Raw genomic sequence first — 1,268 nt, 5'->3', positions numbered from 1 at the left:
GGCCCCGCAGTCGCTCAGCCCGGCCCTGCAGTCGCTCAGCCCGGCCCTGCAGTTGCGGCAACGGTCTCCACACCCCGCGCCCCCTCCACAGCCGGGACGGATCACGCGGTCCGACGCCGCAGAAGCCGGGCCGGCGGGGCCGATACTGCGTGTCCATGAGCACAGACCGACCTCGCCCACCCGTCATCACCTCGTCCGAACTACTCGCCCGGGGTTACAGCCGCCGAGCGCGGGAGCACGCAGAGCGCACCGGACAGCTCTACCGTCTCCGTCACGGTGTCTACGTGCCCGCCGCCGACCTGCCCACCGGTCCCGACGAGGCCGAAGCCATCCTCGAGATGCGCTCGCGCGCCTCTGCGAGGTTCATCAGCCCCGGCACGGTGATGTCGCATACTTCCGCGCTCGTGCTGCACGGTCTGCCCGCCCAGGATCTGGACACCCGGCGGGTCACCACGACCAGGCACCGGCCGGGCAGCGGGAGCAGGCGGGGCGAGAGCGCGATCTGCCACAGTCTGGATCTCGGTGACGCCGTGACGGAACTCGATGGCATCCCGGTCACGACTCCGGCGCGGACGATCGTCGACGTGGCGCGGACGAGCCCGTTCACCGGTGCTGTCTGCGCTGCCGACCAGGCCCTGCGTCACTCTCTGTGCACCAGGGCCGAACTGGCGGCCGAACTCGACGCCGCCGCCGGGAGAGTCGGCATCGCGCGGGCCCGCGCGGTGGTGGCATTCGCGGACCCGGGTGCCCACTCGGTGCTCGAGTCACTGAGCCGGGTCGCCATCACCCGCGCTGGCCTCCCCATGCCCCGGCTCCAGCACGAGTTCGTCCTCCCGGACGGGTCGCGGACCTTCGTCGACATGTACTGGAAGGAATGGGGACTCGTCGGTGAGGCGGACGGGTCGGGGAAGTACGGGATCGACGACGGCGAGGCGGGCGTCCGCCGGAAGCTACGCAATGAGAAGAATCGCCAGAACGAGATCGAAGCGCTGGGCAACATCTTCAGGAGATGGCAATGGGAGGACTACCGGCGTGGCCGGATCGTGCCCCTCATCCGCGAGGCGATGAGACTTCAGGAGTCACTCGGCCGGGGGCCGCGCCGCGTGGCCTGAGGGCGGTTGCGGAATGCCTACCGTCGCCCACTCGGGAAGGATCGCCGGCCACGACACTCGCCAGTCCGTGCAGCCGCTGATGCGCCTGGCGTCTCGCGCACGCGTCTGGCGTCTTGCTCGCGCGCGTGTCCACCTCCTCCGCAGCCGCCCGCCGCG

General features: G+C 70.9%; 1 protein-coding gene. It reads left to right on the top strand.

Annotated elements, in window-relative coordinates; genetic code table 11:
* Nucleotides 1–155 precede the first annotated feature (155 nt).
* Nucleotides 156–1,112: a hypothetical protein gene (locus G6018_RS07005; protein WP_179523196.1), complete on the top strand. Its 957-nt coding sequence runs from the start codon at nt 156–158 to the stop codon at nt 1,110–1,112.
* Nucleotides 1,113–1,268 lie beyond the last annotated feature (156 nt).

It is taken from the genome of Dietzia sp. DQ11-44, from assembly GCF_014145205.1.
GTDB lineage: Bacteria > Actinomycetota > Actinomycetes > Mycobacteriales > Mycobacteriaceae > Dietzia > Dietzia natronolimnaea.
The sequence above is the reverse complement of the archived record's forward strand: the minus strand, read 5'-3'. Positions and strand labels throughout refer to the sequence as shown.

Bases quoted from the DNA above. Each gene is read 5' to 3' on its own strand.
- G6018_RS07005 (WP_179523196.1), top strand. From the start codon at position 156: ATGAGCACAGACCGACCTCGCCCACCCGTCATCACCTCGTCCGAACTA.